At 33.2% G+C, this 15,388-nt stretch carries 14 protein-coding genes; 7 read left to right on the forward strand and 7 right to left on the reverse strand.

Annotated elements, in window-relative coordinates; translation table 11 throughout:
• Positions 1 to 222: 222 nt before the first annotated feature.
• Positions 223 to 747 carry a HugZ family protein gene (locus ACGH6R_RS00520; RefSeq protein WP_411598588.1) on the reverse strand — a complete coding sequence of 175 codons (525 nt, stop codon included), beginning with the start codon at positions 745 to 747 and terminating at the stop codon, positions 223 to 225.
• A gap of 211 nt (positions 748 to 958) precedes the next feature.
• Positions 959 to 2,107, reverse strand: coding sequence for a 23S rRNA (uracil(747)-C(5))-methyltransferase RlmC (gene rlmC / locus ACGH6R_RS00525; protein WP_411598589.1), 1,149 nt, complete (start codon positions 2,105 to 2,107; stop codon positions 959 to 961).
• A 218-nt stretch (positions 2,108 to 2,325) separates the two neighbouring features.
• Between rlmC and map the strand changes: the two genes are divergently transcribed.
• Positions 2,326 to 3,114 carry a type I methionyl aminopeptidase gene (map, locus tag ACGH6R_RS00530; protein ID WP_411598590.1) on the forward strand — a complete coding sequence of 263 codons (789 nt, stop codon included), beginning with the start codon at positions 2,326 to 2,328 and terminating at the stop codon, positions 3,112 to 3,114.
• A gap of 58 nt (positions 3,115 to 3,172) precedes the next feature.
• Here map and ACGH6R_RS00535 read toward each other — a convergent pair whose 3' ends face one another.
• Positions 3,173 to 4,042, reverse strand: coding sequence for a thioredoxin family protein (locus ACGH6R_RS00535; protein ID WP_267350917.1), 870 nt, complete (start codon positions 4,040 to 4,042; stop codon positions 3,173 to 3,175).
• Positions 4,043 to 4,069: 27 nt separating this feature from the next.
• On the reverse strand, positions 4,070 to 4,840 hold the full coding sequence (locus tag ACGH6R_RS00540) for an SDR family oxidoreductase (RefSeq protein WP_411598591.1): 771 nt from the start codon (positions 4,838 to 4,840) through the stop codon (positions 4,070 to 4,072).
• Positions 4,841 to 4,938: 98 nt separating this feature from the next.
• On the opposite strand from ACGH6R_RS00540, the gene ACGH6R_RS00545 reads away from it, so the two are divergent.
• A complete protein-coding gene (locus tag ACGH6R_RS00545) occupies positions 4,939 to 5,631 on the forward strand; it encodes a 5'-methylthioadenosine/adenosylhomocysteine nucleosidase (protein WP_267350916.1) in 693 nt (230 codons plus the stop codon).
• A gap of 79 nt (positions 5,632 to 5,710) precedes the next feature.
• On the opposite strand, the gene rnd is transcribed toward ACGH6R_RS00545, so the two are convergent.
• Entirely contained in the window at positions 5,711 to 6,793 is a 1,083-nt protein-coding gene (rnd, locus tag ACGH6R_RS00550; protein WP_267359729.1) for a ribonuclease D, read from the reverse strand.
• 10 nt (positions 6,794 to 6,803) lie between these two features.
• The gene (locus tag ACGH6R_RS00555; RefSeq protein WP_411598592.1) at positions 6,804 to 7,946 is read right to left on the reverse strand and encodes a metallophosphoesterase; all 1,143 of its coding nucleotides are present in this window, start codon (positions 7,944 to 7,946) and stop codon (positions 6,804 to 6,806) included.
• A gap of 80 nt (positions 7,947 to 8,026) precedes the next feature.
• Here ACGH6R_RS00555 and cmoA point away from each other — a divergent pair, with 80 nt between their 5' ends.
• Together cmoA and cmoB are read left to right on the forward strand one after the other, a co-directional pair.
• Positions 8,027 to 8,758 (forward strand): carboxy-S-adenosyl-L-methionine synthase CmoA, encoded by a 732-nt coding sequence (gene cmoA / locus ACGH6R_RS00560; RefSeq protein ID WP_267378672.1) that lies wholly within the window; start codon positions 8,027 to 8,029, stop codon positions 8,756 to 8,758.
• A 66-nt stretch (positions 8,759 to 8,824) separates the two neighbouring features.
• On the forward strand, positions 8,825 to 9,793 hold the full coding sequence (cmoB, locus tag ACGH6R_RS00565; RefSeq protein ID WP_411598593.1) for a tRNA 5-methoxyuridine(34)/uridine 5-oxyacetic acid(34) synthase CmoB: 969 nt from the start codon (positions 8,825 to 8,827) through the stop codon (positions 9,791 to 9,793).
• A 169-nt stretch (positions 9,794 to 9,962) separates the two neighbouring features.
• On the opposite strand, the gene ACGH6R_RS00570 is transcribed toward cmoB, so the two are convergent.
• The gene (locus ACGH6R_RS00570; protein ID WP_267350908.1) at positions 9,963 to 10,946 is read right to left on the reverse strand and encodes an AEC family transporter; all 984 of its coding nucleotides are present in this window, start codon (positions 10,944 to 10,946) and stop codon (positions 9,963 to 9,965) included.
• Between the two features lie 999 nt (positions 10,947 to 11,945).
• Here ACGH6R_RS00570 and ACGH6R_RS00575 point away from each other — a divergent pair.
• The 3 genes from ACGH6R_RS00575 (at position 11,946) to ACGH6R_RS00585 (ending at position 15,195) form a co-directional block, all read left to right on the forward strand.
• The gene (locus tag ACGH6R_RS00575) at positions 11,946 to 12,392 is read left to right on the forward strand and encodes a LexA family protein (RefSeq protein ID WP_267350906.1); all 447 of its coding nucleotides are present in this window, start codon (positions 11,946 to 11,948) and stop codon (positions 12,390 to 12,392) included.
• Positions 12,389 to 13,654 (forward strand): Y-family DNA polymerase, encoded by a 1,266-nt coding sequence (locus tag ACGH6R_RS00580; RefSeq protein WP_411598594.1) that lies wholly within the window; start codon positions 12,389 to 12,391, stop codon positions 13,652 to 13,654. Before ACGH6R_RS00575 ends, ACGH6R_RS00580 begins: the two co-directional genes overlap by 4 nt.
• Before the next feature lie 719 nt (positions 13,655 to 14,373).
• Positions 14,374 to 15,195 carry a helix-turn-helix transcriptional regulator gene (locus tag ACGH6R_RS00585; protein WP_267350902.1) on the forward strand — a complete coding sequence of 274 codons (822 nt, stop codon included), beginning with the start codon at positions 14,374 to 14,376 and terminating at the stop codon, positions 15,193 to 15,195.
• Positions 15,196 to 15,388 lie beyond the last annotated feature (193 nt).

The following is a 15,388-nucleotide window of genomic DNA, read 5'->3' on the forward strand; positions in this document are numbered from 1 at the left end:
TCATAATTTACAAGCTTCTATTGGTAATTTTGGCTTTTCACTCATGCTTTATCAGATTAGAACTGATTTCAAAGATGAAAACACTCAATAATACTATTTATTATTGATAGTTAGGTCATGAATCGACATTTAATAATCTTGTCTATTTCATGGATAGGAATGGGTAATCATCCGCATTCCTTTTAATGTAAAACAATTAGATATCATCAATTTAACAAAGTTTTAACTCTGTTGTTGTGCTTTTTGATTGGCAATATAGCTTTCATCAACTTGTATTATACTATTAGTTTGATGATCGATTTGATAGGTTTTACCAAATCCAATAACCAGTCTGCCTTGCATTGGTGAAATTTTAAATAAGTTAAAGTCTTTCATTTCTGACAACATATAAACCATTTTACTGACTCGCAAAGCAAATTGCTCAATAATAGCATTAAACAATTCGGAATCTTTTTCAATCATGTTAGCAGTGGCTTGAAAGCTTAAACGTTTACGAGCATAAATGTTCTTCGTTTTAGATTCATCTTCAATAATAAAAGCTGAGATATGGGCATTAGCTTTGATATTCTGACTATGTGGGGCTAAATCAGAAATAAGTATATAGTAATTCTTACCATCAAAAAAATAAGGTGAATAACTTGTTTCGACATCGCCATTTGAATTAATGGTCGACAATATGACCGATAAAACGGATTCATGAAGGCTATTTATTGTATTTTGAACTATCTCAATGTTGGACTCAGCCATAAAAATCTCCTTTAACTTTTTAATTTATTTTTTATTAATTAGTTCGATAGATTAAAGTTTAATCGTTATTTGATCAATCAGTTAATCAATTGAATATAGAGTCATAACTTTAATCATTGTTATTGGGTGCACTGTGTAGCCCTATTGTTTTATAGGCATTACTCAATTAGCATTAAGTTGTTAACTATTTGTAAAGGCGATTAATCATACCCTATCCGTCTTTTCTTTCCAATAAAACTAATACTTCCATATGCGCTGTATGAGGAAACATATCAAATAATTGAACTTTATTAAGTTGGTAATCCGATAATAAGCGTATATCTTCAACTAATGATGATAAATTGCAGCTAGAATATAAAATATAATGAGGTTTAACTTGAGCTAAGAATTGCATTAATGTTTCACCTCCCCCTCTTCTGGGTGGATTGAGTAATACTAAGTCAGGTATATTCTGTTGTCCAATGCTATACCGGGTTGCATCTAATGATTTAAAGGTAAGATGAGTAAAACCCATTTCATGTGCTGAGCGTGAAGCACACTCTATTGCATCTTGGCTAATTTCTATTCCCGTCAATTCTATATTCTTGTTATCTGAAGAATTGACTAAATGTAAACCAAATCCGCCTACCCCACAAAACAGATCCCAAATGGAGCTTATTTTTAAATTATTTACCCAATCACTTGCTGTTTGATAAAGATTCTTAGCAATATTGGTATTGGTTTGAAAAAAGCTTTTAGCTTTAATATAAAGGGGAATGTGATTCAATGTAAAATTCAAATAACTATTTTGGGTAAGAACAATTTCTGCTTCACCTTCTAAAATAGCTGAATGATTAGGTTGAATATTTATTGAAACAACCTGTAAATTTTCAATTTTGTTTTGAAGCTGTTGAAGTGAATTTCTGATTTTCTCAACAAACTTGTGTGATCTCATCACAAATCGAATCATAAAACCATTTGTTTCTTCGGTGGTACTTTCTGTAATGATGACAAACTTCAATTCCCCTTTTCGCTTATTAATATTATAAGGAACTAAACCTTGTTTACGGATGTACGTTCGTACTATTTTAAGAATATTTTGCATACTGGTGGTATAAAGCGGACAATCGCAAAGATCAATAGCTTCATTACCATTTACCATACCCAATATCGGTTTTTCAACAGTGCCAAGTACGGCCATTTTTGCCTTATTACGAAAAGCTACTTCTGAGCTAGCTACGGGCGGCTTAACCTCTTTAGGGTTAAACTCCGTTATTTTTTCTGATAAATTACTCTGTTTTTCTTGAAGTTGGGTGGCGTAAGAATACTTGATCCAGTTACATGATAAACATTTTTTTTGCTGATAATAGCGACACTGCATTATAGTCATAACCTCGTTTTATAATAAGTTATTATATAATTAAATTGTTTCAAAGATTAGTTATTTTAAGCCAAACCACAAAAGACAGCCTGATATTGACTTTTTGAAAATAAAAATTAATTATTTATCAAAAAGATATTTAATTATTTCATTACCAAGGTTTGACGTCATAGCGCTATATGATAGGATATAGCCATTAACATTACAGGAACAATTTAATGTCTATTAAGTTAAAAACGCCAACAGAAATCGAAAAAATGCGTATCGCTGGCAAACTTGCTGCCGATGTATTAGAAATGATCGAACCCTATGTCAAGCCCGGTATTACGACAGGTGAACTGGATAAAATCTGCTATGAATATATTGTCAATGTTCAAAAAGCTATCCCTGCAAATATCGGCTATAGCGGTTATCAACATACAAGCTGTATTTCAATCAATGACGTTGTTTGTCATGGTATCCCAAGTTTTGATAAAAAAATAAAAGATGGTGACATACTTAACATTGATGTCACTGTTATCAAAGACGGTTATCACGGTGACACATCAAGAATGTATATTGCAGGAAAACCAACCATTGCTGGCGAAAAGTTGTGTGAAGTGGCACAAAATAGCTTGTATGAAGCGATTAAAATTATTCAGCCAGGTATTCGATTAAGAGAAATCGGTAAAACAATTCAAAAATATGTAGAAAAATTTGGTTTTTCATCTGTTAGGGAGTATTGTGGCCATGGAATCGGTGAAGTTTATCATGATGAACCGCAAGTGCTGCATTATGATGCTGATGACGGTGGAGTTATTTTAAAACCGGGTATGACATTCACTATAGAACCTATGGTAAACACAGGTGATTGGCGTACTCGAACAATGAAAGATGGTTGGACCGTAAAAACCAAAGATCATGGACTTTCTGCTCAATATGAACACACTATTTTAGTGACAGATAATGGTGTTGAAGTATTAACGCTACGCAGTAATGAAAACTTCCCTCGAGTAATCGAACACTAAAACTGATGATTCAACAATAAATTTATTGTTGAATCATGATTATCTTCTCTAATTCATCTTAATAAAGTAATGTATAAAGTTTACGACGATAAGAAGCCGCTAACGGATTACTTGTGCCTAACGCTGCTAAAAGGTCAAGTAAGGTTTTCTTAACTTGTCCATCACCTGCATTAAGATCTTGAGTAAGAGGCTTAAATAGTAATTCAAGTGCTTCTTCTTGCCGTCCTACTTGCATTAATTGCGATGATAATTGGATCATCAACTCTACATTATCCGGGTGTTTTTCTAATTCAGCTTGTAATAATTGCAATTCGGGAGAATTTGCAGCTTGTTCCAATAACTCAATTTCAGCTTGTAAACCATGATAGGTAGTATCCTGATCTTGCAATGGAACAGAAGCTAAAACATCTTTTGCTTCCGCTAGCTGCTTTAATGCTATCTGTGCTTTGGCTAACATGAATGCAATATCGGATCTTGGTTTACCTAAATGATCCTTTAAATTCTTCCATGCTTGTCTTAATAATGGCAAAGCTTCTTCGTATTTTTCTTCATTAAATAGATTTTGTGCTTCAATTAACTTAAGTTCATCTTCATTAGGCAACACTTTAGTAAGTAATTCACGAATTTTTTCTTCTGGTTGAGGCCCTTGAAAACCATCGAGAGGTTGGCCATTTTGGAATAAATAAACGGTCGGAATGGCACGTAACCCAAATTGAGCAGCCAACATCTGTTGCTCATCACAATTGACACTCGCTAAAATAAATTGACCATGATATTCATCAGCTAATTTAGTCAATGTTTGTGTCATTTCTTCATAATTTGGGCTTCTTGGTGACCAAAAGTAAAATAACACAAGCTGTTTAGTTGATTTTTCTAAAATTTCTTGAATATTTTGTTCATTAACATCAAAAATAAAAGGGTTTTGCATATTATGTCCTATGAATATTGAGATTCATTATTTATTGAGTAAAATTCTATCCATTAATCTATCCGGAAGCAAACGTTTGCCTATCGCCGCTAACTGGGTTACTTTTGTTACCCTGTAACGTATTTTAGGTTTGCGATGTTCAAGGGCATGATATAAACATGGCAAAACGGCCTCGGGCGGTAAGGTAAATCGTTTAGCTATCAGCGGATTTTCAATCCGATGTGTTTTTTCTGTTTGATTGACATTTTTTGAAAAAGCTGTTGTTAATGGACCGGGTTCAATCAAACACACTTTAATATTTGTATTGGCTAATTCAAGTCTTAATACATCCGACCAGGCTTCTAAAGCATACTTACTGGCTGAATAAGCACCTCGTCCCAGTGTTGCAATAATACCAACGATTGAACTGGTTTGTATGATTCGTCCTTCATTATGTTCAATCATGGCGGGTAAGAGCAGTTGAGTTAATTGATGAACACCAAAAAAATTAGTTGCAAATTGAGATTCTAACTGCTCACGACTGATTGTATTTAATCGACCATATACACCAAATCCAGCATTATTAAATAAACCATATAACTTGTTATTGGATAATGCTAACACTTCCTTAGCAGCTTGAGTGACAGATTCAGGATTATTGAGATCAAGAATCACTGCTTCAAATCCTTGCTCAATAAGTTTTTTTTGATCTTCGTCTTTACGGCAAGAAGTAATAACACGATATCCTCGTTGTTTGAGTGCAACAGCCGAAATCAGCCCTATTCCACTTGAACAGCCCGTTATAAATATTGTGCGCAATTCTCTTCTCCAGATAGTTGTATGTTGTCAAGTTAGCCTATAGCAATTATGATATCACATCTTAATTTAAGTTACTTAACGTTAGTCATGAGGATCGTATGAGAATCGCTATCATTGCCGCAATGGAAGAAGAAGTTGCGATATTAAAAAGTAAAATTACCCATTATAGAGTGGAACGCCATCTAAATTGCGATTTTCATCTTGGAAAAATAGCCAATTGTGAAATTGTACTTCTTCAATCAGGCATTGGAAAAGTCGCAGCAGCATCAGGCACCACCCTATTATTAAATAATTATCAAGTTGATGCGGTTATCAATACTGGCTCAGCAGGTGGACTTTCAACGGCATTAAACATTGGCGATATCGTGGTATCGAAAAATGTATTTTATCATGATGTGGATTTGACTGCGTTTGGTTATCAACCAGGTCAAATGTCAGGATGCCCGATTGCATTTGAGGCAAGTGAAACTTACCAAACATTAGCCAAAGAGTGTATTAAAAAACAAGGGGTCAACGCTATTGAAGGATCGATCGGTAGTGGTGATGCATTTATCAATGGAAAAACCAATCTGGAACGAATTAAGCAAACATTTCCCAATGCTATCGCTGTTGAGATGGAAGCGGCTGCTATTGGTCATGTTTGTTGGTTATATCAGATACCTTTTGTGGTGGTTAGAGCAATTTCGGATAATGGTGATAGTGAATCAGCCGTTGATTTCCAATCTTTCTTAAAATTGGCTGCAACACAATCTTCATTGATTGTCGAATCAATGCTAACTGAACTTGCTTAATTGTTGTCAAATTTAGACATTGATAATTGAAAAACATGTCATATTAAATGAGCAGATATGATCTGCTCATTAGCAACATTTATTGGCAATAGGGTTCAAATAAAGGCTTTCGCCAGCCTGATAAAATTTCTGGATCCTGCCCTATTTTATCAATCTTCCACTTCACGTATTGGTTTATTAATCGTCTGGATAGTAACAAATCTGCATTAAGCCCTGTTTGTGAGGCAATCTTGACAACTGCATTTTTTAGTTGATCTGTAATCACCTTATAATCAGGATAACTATTAATACGACGTATTGCTGGAATGTCTGGAATAGGTTCCGATAAAATATTCAGAATCTGTTGGCCATATAACCGAATCTCTTTTCCATGCAATCCTAATTTATCGAGTTCTGACAAGGATGAGGGTGAATAACGAGCTATTTTCCACAACACCTCTTCTTTGACCACAAAGTTTACAGCAATATCTTGCTGCTTAGCTAATTGATAGCGCCAACTCGCTAATTTATATAACTGCCCTAAACTCTTACCTTTCAATTGCCAGCTATTTTTAATACTCAGGTAAGCATCATCTGGATTGATCACCTCACATTTGCGACCAATAACCATTTGACACTCTTGATAAGCGGCAACTAAATAATGGTTGCTGATTAATTGTGATTTAAGTTTTTGCATTAACGGAAACAGGTATATCACATCATTAATCGCATATTGACACTGTTTGTCTGTCAATGGCCGTTTCAACCAATCTGTACGGGTTTCACTTTTATCAAGATCAATATTGAGATATTTTTTAACTAAACTGGCATAGCCACTACTTAATGGATTATCTAAAAAAGATGCAAGGACTTGACTATCAATGATTGGCGTTGGGACACAATCAAAATGATGCATAAATACTTCAATATCTTCACTGCAAGAATGAAAATATTTTTCAATGGCATCATTTCGAAAAATGTCGATTAAACATTGCCAATCGGTGATTGCAATAGGATCGATCAAGGCAGCAAATTCACCATTAAATACCTGAAGTAAGCCTAAATGAGGATAAAAAGTTCGAGTTCGAACAAATTCAGTATCCAATGCAATAGCTGCACTATTTTTGATTTTTGAACAATAATCAGCGAGTTGTTCATTATTTATAATAAATTGATAAGTCAATATTAATTACCTATTCTAAAGAATGATTTGATTGTTCTTTGTTATTATCAAACGTCACATCAATGACAACAATTTCTGAACGTGTCATTAAGCGTAAAGGTATACTTCCAAAGCCATAACCGCTACTTACAATACTGGTAAACTGTTTTTCTGTATCATGATATATCCCATCAGCATTTTTATAAATAACAGATAACAAAAGATTGATTGGAAAAAGTTGCCCACCATGCGTGTGTCCTGAAATCATTAAATCAACTCCGGCGTTAGCTGTTTCATCAAGATTTTTGGGTTGATGATCTAATAAAATGATGGGTGTAGACGTATCGGCAAACATCATTAAATCAGCAAGTTCCGCTCGTTTTAAATCATACTTACTCGATGAAAAATCTTCTCGACCAATTAACGTGATATTCAAATCACTAAGGTACACAATATCATCTCGTAAAACGCGCATATTGGCAGCTTTAAACGCATCAACAATATCCTCGCCATGAGGATGTTCTTTATTAATGGCTAGATATTCATGATTACCAAAAATAATATAGGTACCATATTTCGATTTCAATTGTGAAAATTGTTTATTAAAGTCAGTTTCTGTAAATGATTTTAATTGTTTATCTAGCGTATCACCCGTGATAACGATAAGATCGGCATTAAGTTTGTTAACTTCGTCCACCATTTGCTTGATAAATTTACGCTGGGTTAACCCATTAAGATGAATATCACTTAATTGAACAATACGTAAATGATCAACATTAGCCTGTTTATTAATCGTAACTTGATAAGTTACTATTTTAGAATTAGTCGCCATTTGATGACCAAATATAAACAGTACAATTACGCAACCGACATAAACATAACTCACCCAAAAATCGGGTTTAAATCTTTTTCTACTTATTAAGTGAATAAAGTCAAAAAGTAATGTCGCATAAACAAAACAGATAGTTAAACTGAACAATATGCCAAAAAAGGCCGGAAAATCATTCAATACTTTTGACAGGATAAATGTGGTAGCTATGGTTGCTAATGCTAACCAATAAGCCAATTTCAAATAACCATTTAAATGAAAATCTAGCCAAAATAACCACCGTTTACCTAAGTAAATAATGACTAAAATACTCATCAAACTTATAAAAAGAATAACAAAATTCATAATGCTTCAAACAAATTAACTTAAAAAAGTGGTATCATAACAGAATTATTTTTTATTCGTTATCTATAACTTCAACTTTTATGAATTCAAAAATAGATCAATTATTTTCAACCCCTATCGATAAATTAGGTGACTGGACTTTTGATGAAAAAGTTGCTGAGGTGTTTCCAGATATGGTTCAACGCTCGGTGCCGGGTTATTCGAATATTATTTCTATGATTGGTATGTTGGCTGAACGATTTGTCCAACCGAACTCAATGATTTATGACTTAGGTTGTTCATTAGGTGCAGCAACGCTCTCTATTCGTCGTAATATTAAACATGAAAATTGCCATATTGTGGCTATTGATAATTCGTTACCGATGGTTGAACGTTGTAAACGCCATATCGACGCCTTTAAGGCCAATACGCCCGTTGATGTAATCTGTGACGACATCTGTAATATCCAGATGCAAAATGCATCCATGGTTGTTCTCAATTTTACATTACAATTTTTAACACCCGAATCCCGACAACAAGTCTTGAATAAGATTTATCAAGCATTAAACCCCAATGGTATATTGGTATTATCTGAAAAATTTAGTTTTACTGATTCAACTATTGATGACTTACTGTTCAATATGCATCATGATTTTAAACGTGCGAATGGTTACAGTGAGTTAGAAATTAGTCAAAAGCGTAATATGTTAGAAAATGTCATGCTGACTGATACTATCGAAATCCATAATGAACGCCTAACCAAAGCAGGTTTTACACATATTAACACTTGGTTCCAATGTTTCAATTTTGGTTCTATCATTGCTATAAAATAGCCGTTATTTAGGATAGTTAACAATCCATATATCAGTCAAAAATCAAATTTATAAGGACACAAAAGAATGATCGATTTTGGTGATTTTTACCAGATTATCGCAAAAAATAGGCTCAGTAGCTGGCTTGAAGTCTTACCGGCACAATTAGCCAATTGGCAAAAACAAAACTTAGATAGCCGTTTTACACAATGGCTAAATAGTATTAAACACTTACCTGTTATAACGCCCTATCATATAGATTTATTGCATGGTGTCAGCGTAAAAACGCAAACTCCTCTTTCAACTGGGGAACAGCAACGTATTACTCAGCTATTAAAAAACATGATGCCTTGGCGCAAAGGACCATTTCATTTTTATGGTATAGATATCGATACTGAATGGCGTTCTGATTGGAAATGGGAACGTCTTATTCATCATATTGATAATTTAGAAGGTAAACTTGTTTTAGATGTTGGTTGTAATAGTGGGTATCACTTATGGCGAATGATTGGCGCTGGGGCTAAACTTGCAGTAGGCATCGATCCTATGGCTCTTTATTTATGTCAATTTGAAGCCGTCAGAAAATTATTAGGTGATGATAAACGAGCACATTTATTACCACTTGGCATTGAAGAGCTACCAAAGCTTAATGCTTTTGATACGGTATTTTCGATGGGTGTTTTATACCATCGCCGTTCACCTCTTGATCATCTTTACCAATTAAAAGATCAGCTTGTTGATGGTGGACAATTAATATTAGAAACACTCGTTATTGAAGGTGACTTACATCAAGCGCTTATGCCTGGTGAACGTTATGCACAAATGCGCAATGTTTACTTTATTCCATCGGTACCTACCATGATAAATTGGCTACAAAAATGCGGTTTTAAAGATGTCAGAATGGTGGATATTTCACAAACTAGTTTAGAAGAACAACGTAAAACCGATTGGATGACGTCTGATTCACTTGTTGATTTTCTCGATCCAAATGATCTGAGTAAAACCATTGAGGGTTATCCTGCCCCAATGCGAGCGGTATTTATTGCACAAAAATAGCTTTTTACATTAGTGAAAATTTATTTAAATTGTAATAAACAATCCTATCAAAATACTGTTTTATCTTATGTTAAAGCAAACACCGCCAAAATAAAAAAACAACAAGTAATAAACAAAAAACGGGCTTAATACCCGTTTTTTATACCTATTTTTCGCTTAAACAAATTGTTTATTGCACACCCGGTACCGTAAAATGCATAATTAAAAGCAACGTTGGTAAAATAAATATGGATAAAATTGTTGAAGCAAAAAAGATACTTGATGCTTGTTCTTGCTCAACATTCCAATTATAAGCCAAAATAACGGCTGTTGATGCTGTTGGCATAGCTAACAAGAATACTAACTCTTCCGCCTCCATACCCGTAATACCAAAAAGGTTTACCGCAATTAAAGCTACTACTGGTGTAAAGAAGCTTTTTAAAATCACATTGATAATCAACGGTTTTGAAAAATTCAATTTAACACCATAGATACCTACCCCAACGGCAATTAACGAAATAAAGTTACAAGCATTCGACATGATATCAAAGGTATTAAAGACAAAATGTGGTAACCATTTTGTTCCATCTGTAACACTGACAATTAAGCCCAGAATGACCGCTAAAAACATTGGTTTCATTAACGAGTTTTTCACTGCGCTAAATACCATGTTGCCCGTTACTTTTCCGCCAGATATTTTCGTATCACACAATTCCAATAAGAAAATCGTCATTGGTATCAATGATAACGCCACCACAAAATTCGCTACAGCGACTGAAATGGTTGACGATGCACCTAACATCAATGTTAAAAATGGTACGCCCATTCCCCCCATATTCGGGAAACAACATAACATCGCGTTCATCGCTGTTGATTTTAAATCTTTATGTAAAATGTATTTATTGGTTAAAAAACAAATTATCCATAAAAATGACATTGTACAGAAAAATGCAATCATCCAAATACCGTTGAATATTTCAGACGGCTTAGCATGTGATGTATGCACAAAAAGTAATGCCGGAAATACAAAGTTTGACACTAAACCGGATAATAGCTTCTTGGAGTCTTTGGTAAAAATATTCTGATGAACACATAACCAACCAAGAAAAATTAATAAAAACACCGGAAGACAAGAACTAACAACTTGCCCTACTGCAGACCAAATTAGATTCATTTTTTTTAAAACTCCTAAAATAATATTACTTAAAATACATATTCGGTAATTGGTCGGTAACTTTGGATTAGAATTTATATTTATAGACCGAGCTAAAATAAGTAGGTAATAAAACTGAACATGACCCAGTTATAATAAAACTAGCGACAAAACCTTTTTTCAGTTTTTTAAAAACTTGATATAACTAAATGTTGTTTTACGCACTTTGTGTTTTTGAAAAATATTTTTAATACGACAACCCTTGCTATATTTAAATGTCAAATAACATAACTTGGAAAATATTATATCTGATTCTTTTCGCCCTTGTGTCGAGCTGGCAATACTGACTGTCTAAAAAAACAAAAAATCGCAACAAATATTATTGATATATATCAATATTGGTATTTTATTGTTATAAAAAACAAAAGATGAGAAAATAAAAAAAACGAGCGTTAAATTAGAGTAAAAATCAAAATTAAGCTAAAACAAACTAAATAGCGCTTTTTATCATCGATAACCAATCAAAATTGCATCAGGCGTACTTAGGTTAACAAATTGACTTTTTGTATTATTTCGATAAGTCACACTTAAAGTTTACCTTTAGTCACTTATATAAGGGCTGTGAACAAAAATACAAGGTATAGTGAATTATGTTGTAAATTAATTAATAAATAATCAATATAATGTAAACTATTTAAGTGGTTTTGTAAAATGCCGTAATGTAATTTAAATCAATTATTATGATAGCTTGCGATTTTGTTCTCTATTTTTTGCAACAATACAAATTCAATCCTGCCATTATTTCAACTATTCTTGATTCAGATCGTCAAACTTACTGGTTCGTCAAAATATACTTATCATCCATTACACATGGTCATTTTTTGTCACATTGCTATTTTTTTACAGTGTTTTTCATTGAATCAAGAATTTTATACTGTATATTTATACACTATTCGTTTTTTATCACGAATACTACTACATAGTATAAATTTTACCTGTATATTTTTAGGAGAAACGTTCTTGAGTAAATCCTGTATTGTGCTAGGAACCGTTGATAGCACTATCAAAAATTACTTACCTTTGGTTGATACCCCTGTTAGGGCTGGCTTTCCATCGCCTGCTGATGATTATTTAGAAGCCAAACTGGACTTAACCGATCACTTAGTTAAACACCCAAGTGCTACTTATTATATTAAAGCACAAGGTGAATCAATGATTAACTATGGTATTTTTAGTGGTGATCTTTTAGTAGTAGATCGTTCATTAGCACCCCAAATAGAAGATATTGTCGTTGCAGCTGTTGACGGTGAACTAACATGTAAGTGCCTGGGACTTATTGATGGACAACATTATCTATTATCAGGCAATGAACTTTATCCCCCTATTTCATTAGCGGGTAAAGAAGTCCATATATGGGGCGTTGTTATACACACTATTCATTCTTTACGAAAACGTGGTCATGCATGATTGGGCTGATTGATTGTAATAACTTTTATGCTTCGTGTGAGCGTGTTTTTAACCCTAAATTAGAAGGAAAACCAATTGGCATTTTATCCAATAATGATGGATGTGTCATCGCACGCTCCAATGAACTTAAACCTTTAGTACCAATGGGTATGCCTGCCTACCAAATTGAGGCTAACATTCGAAAACAAATTACATTATTAAGTTCTAACTATGAACTTTATGGCGATATGAGCCAACGTGTTTTTGATACTGCCAGCCATTATACTGCCGATATTGAACCCTACTCTATTGACGAAGCTTTTATTAAACTGGCGGGATTTAGCGATGTTACAACCCATTGTCAACATTTAAGGGCAATAGTAAAACGTGATACTGGGATTCCGGTAAGTATTGGCATTGCATCAACCCACACGTTAGCAAAGTTGGCAAACCACATTGCAAAAAAGCAGCCTATTTATCAAGGGGTCTATTGCCTTCCTAACGATTCAGCCTTACTTGATCAGATTTTAAAATCATTTCCTGTTGATGAAATTTGGGGCGTTGGCAGACGCATAGCCAAAAGATTGCAAACATTAGGCATTCATACTGCGTGGGATCTGCGTCAGGCAGATTTAAAACAAATTAGACAACAATTTTCCGTCGTGCTTGAACGTACCATATTAGAGCTGCAAGGTATTAACGCTATTGAATTAGATGACATTGCAACACCTAAAAAAAACATTATGACATCACGTAGTTTTGGGCAGTTAACAGGTGAATTATTTGATTTGCAAGAGGCCATTCGTATTCATGCCAGTCGAGGAGCTGAAAAACTAAGACAACAAAAATCGATTGCTAATGCTGTACTTGTTTTTTTGAAAACAAATCGGTTTCGTCAAGACTTAATTCAATACAATCCCTCGATTGTCGTACCGCTACTATCACCTACTGATGATTCAAGAGTAATTATTCATGCAGCACAACAGGGGCTAGCAGCAATTTATAAAAAAGGATTTTTATTTATGAAGTCAGGTGTTATGTTACTCGATTTAAAAGCTAAAGATAGCTTTTGCCAATCTGACTTATTTGCTTTAAATAGTCTGCCAGTCTTACAGCAAAAAAATGATAACTTAATGAAAACAATCGATACCATTAATCAAAAAATGGGTAAAAATACCATTCAATTAGGCGGAAGTAGAAAAACCGCACCTTGGCAGATCAAACGAGAACGGCTTAGCCAACGTTACACAACACGTTGGGATGAATTACCATTAGTTAAATGATAATTAGCAACAAAAATAACCAATCATTATAACGAAGAATAATGTTGTAAATTTTTGCATTTCCAACAGAAAAATCTAAATTACGTTTTTTTATCATAATAAACGTTAAGATAAATAACGATTGGGCATATAAAAATAGTCATAACATGCAAATTTGATTTTTTACTCATAAAATTTATTTTACAAAAAGTTAACGTTTTGATTAAAATATGTTAACTTTATCGAGTTGTTAGCGTGTATTAAATGCATACTAACAGTTCAAAAATAAGTCAAAAAAGAAGAATATACAGTGCTAAAGTATGTCTTCAAAATGCTTATCCAGAAATAACAAAGCTCGAAAAAACAATTTTAAACGAAATAAATAGCTTTATTTTGAGTAATTAAAATACGTTAAATAAATATACATTTTCACATAGATTATGTTTGATAGGTTATGGCATTGCTTATAAAAAGTTGTGAATTAATTTTTTAGTAACAAAGCTTTATAAGTAAATTTCCATTAAAGGCCACAACTTTTGGACATTGGCTTACATTTTTCCATAACCAACAGGAGTACTAAATGTGTAAAAAATTTTTGTGACCTTATTTATTGTTTGCTTATACGTTAATAGATTCAGTGTATGAAGCATAAATTTTATAACAGAACGATATACTGAACAACGTCAACATGTTTTTCATCATCACGATAAAAAATACACGAAAGTAATGGGGCAATTAGGATGAATAATACCGCAGTAGAAATTGAAAAACTTAAACAGTTAAGTGAAGCAAATAGTAACAGCAATTATATCTCAATTTACACCTCTAAAAAGCAACAAAATTTATCAAATATACCGATTTTAAAGCCTTTACTGATAATTATATTAAGTGGTTGCAAAGTGATTGGTAATGAAAAAAAACTAGCCTGCAATACAGGAGATTTTATTTTTTTCACCGATGTTCAATCAATGAACATGAGAAATATACCCGCAAATACGAATTATTTTGCATTACTTATTAATTTTGAATTTTCTGATTTTAATGATACATCAATCAACATCAATACAAAGAAAACCAATGAATATACCGCAGGGAAAGCAAATTCTGCCTTTTATAAATGTGTTTCACAAATGATAGAATGCTTAGAATGGGCATCTGATGACATCATTACAAATCGTAGAAAAGAAATTATTAAACTGTTAGTCCATTCCGGTTATGAAAATTTGGCATGTTTACCCAATCGAAAAGAAACCACGCAAAAAGTAATTGAAATATTTAATAAAAAAGACAATAAAAAAATAACCATTGATGAAATTTGCAAAGAAATCTGCATGAGTAAAGCAACGTTGTATCGAAAATTGAAACTTGAAGGGGAAAATATACAAAAAATTAAGGAAAAACTCGTGATGGGACAAGCGCTTCATTTATTACAAACCTCTAATTTTTCAACAGAATATATCGCTGAAATGATAGGGTATTCTTCGTCCACTCGGTTTTCACAAAGATTTAAAGCTAATTTTGGATTAACGCCAAGAGAATTAAAAAACACCAAACGAAACTAATAAACATTTCATCATTTATTCCATTAAATGGAAACCACGTTAAGAATGAATATTACTTTCGCTGGTAAACATGCTAGTTCTAGTAATTGAATAAATGGTGGAACTTTAAAGATTTTAATATCTATCTTGATAGATAGACATACAGGAATTAAGGTTGAATCAGCCTTAATTCAAAACAAAAATAATACAGCCT

Source organism: Gilliamella sp. CG13 (assembly GCF_046635805.1).
GTDB classification, from domain to species: Bacteria; Pseudomonadota; Gammaproteobacteria; order Enterobacterales; family Orbaceae; genus Gilliamella; species Gilliamella apicola_I.